At 67.9% G+C, this 1,586-nt stretch carries 1 protein-coding gene; it reads right to left on the reverse strand.

The window, feature by feature from the left end; all coding sequences use genetic code 11:
• Positions 1–1,586 (reverse strand): protein kinase family protein (locus AC2VNT_RS06485; protein WP_486946070.1); only part of this gene is annotated, 1,586 nt, incomplete at both ends.

The following is a 1,586-nucleotide window of genomic DNA, read 5'->3' on the forward strand; positions in this document are numbered from 1 at the left end:
GCCGATCACCGTGGGCTTGGGCAACTGCAACATCAATCCGACTCCGTTTTTGAAGCCGGGGAACGGGACAGCATCGCTGTAGATGTCGGTTTGCCACGAGGTGACCGGGTTGCCGTCGATCGCCAGCCCGGCGTCACCCGGATTGTCGGCTTCGCCGTCGGGGGAGAAGACCGTCGCCTTCGTGGGCTTGACGATGCTGCCCGCCGGCGCTGAACTGGCGGGCGACGACGTTGGTGTGTTCAGGCCGAGTTTGTCGTTGTTGAGGCCACCGCCAAGATGGCCGAAGACCTTGCTGACTACGGACGCCATCACCAGCAGGGCCACCACCAGGATGGCGACTCCCGCGCCGATACCGATCAGCAGGTTGCGGCGTCGCTGGGCGAAGAGCACAGGGTCCCGTGCGGTGGTGGGGCGGGAAGCGGCTGGCGGCGGGGATTCGTCGTCGATCGGACCGAGTACCTCGGTGCGGTCGGCCACCGCTGTCGCCTGCTGCAGCAGGTTCAAAAGTGTTGATGCACTGCGTATCCCGCCATCTTCTTGAACAGCGCGGACAGCGACCGCGGAGATCTGGAAGGGGATGCCCTGATCGATCACGGTGGGTTCGACGGGTTGGCCGGCGGCATCTCGCTGGGCTGGCGCCAGGCCGCTACGCACCCCGGCCTCCGGCAGTGGCCACCGGTTGACCAGCAGGGCATACAGTGTCGCTCCGAGTCCGCGAATGTCGGCCTGCGGGTTGGCGTCGGGCATCGGCGCCGGGTAGGCCAGCACGACATCGCCCTCGATGCTGACGCGCACCCGGCTGGGGTGGTCGATCGACAGGGCGACACCGGCGCGATGCGCCGCGTCAGCGGCGGCGGCCAACGATTGCATCGCCCGGATGGCGCCGACGGGCGACGGTGAGGTGTCGGCAACCTCTTGCAATGAACCGCCGCGGATCCACTCGGAGACCACCAAGCCGCCGGAACTGGTGTGGACGACGTCGAGCACTCGGGCGACACCGGGCTTGTCGATCCGGCTGAGCCGCAAGGTCCGGGACAGGGCCTCTTGCAGCACATCGCCGGGCAGGGCCCCGTCCGGGTCAACGAAAGTCAGCGCCACCTGCCGATCCAGCGCCGTGTCTAGCGCCTGCCAGAACTGTAGGGGAGGTGCGCCGCCGTGGAAGACCAACAGCCGATAGCGGCCACCGGCGATACGGGCGCCGGGTACCAAGTGAACGTCGTCAGGCGGCGATGACGGTTCCCCGGCCCGTTCGCGGGGCGCGTCGAATGGAATCGGCCCGCGGGCGGGATCGGCCGGGAAATCGCCGTTCGGCTGGTCAGACGGGTGTGGCGGCGCGACCCGCTCAGGTTCGACGTGGGCTGAAATATCGGGCTCGACGTTGTCGGCAACCGGCCCGGGCAACTCAGAGGGTAGCTCGGTGTCTGACGCCGAACGTGATGAGGCGCTCTCCACTGGGCGGTCGGTCACCTCCGGTCCTTTCGCTATCCGAGCGTTGGCCACCCCCGCCGGAGGCCTGCGCCGGATCGGCTCCTGGACCGCATTTACCCCCGGCGGTGACGAATTGCTCTGCTCAGGGTACGTGACTG

The sequence above is a fragment of the Mycobacterium sp. TH-M15 genome, from assembly GCF_057473705.1.